Genomic DNA, 251 nt, shown 5'->3' with positions numbered 1-251 from the left:
ACCCGAAGCGGGTCTATCGTCTTTATAAGGAGTTGGGCCTGCAATTGCGCAACAAGACACCCAAGCGTCGCGTCAAGGCGAAGCTGCGCGAAGATCGAACCGTCGCGCTACAGATCAACGAGACCTGGGCGATGGATTTTGTCCACGATCAGCTCGCCACCGGCCGCAAAATCCGGGTCCTCACCATTGTCGACACCTTCTCACGCTTCTCGCCGGCGGTCGATCCACGCTTCAGCTACAAGGGTGAGGAT

Annotated in this window: 1 pseudogene; it reads left to right on the top strand. The window is 58.2% G+C overall.

Going from position 1 to position 251, the window contains the following annotated elements:
• Positions 1 to 251 (top strand): annotated as a pseudogene (locus tag ELQ11_RS09815) (IS3 family transposase); the annotation flags it as partial.

The sequence above is a fragment of the Campylobacter sp. US50a genome, from assembly GCF_004379015.1.
GTDB lineage: Bacteria > Campylobacterota > Campylobacteria > Campylobacterales > Campylobacteraceae > Campylobacter_D > Campylobacter_D jejuni.
This window is presented reverse-complemented; position numbering and strand designations above follow the sequence as displayed.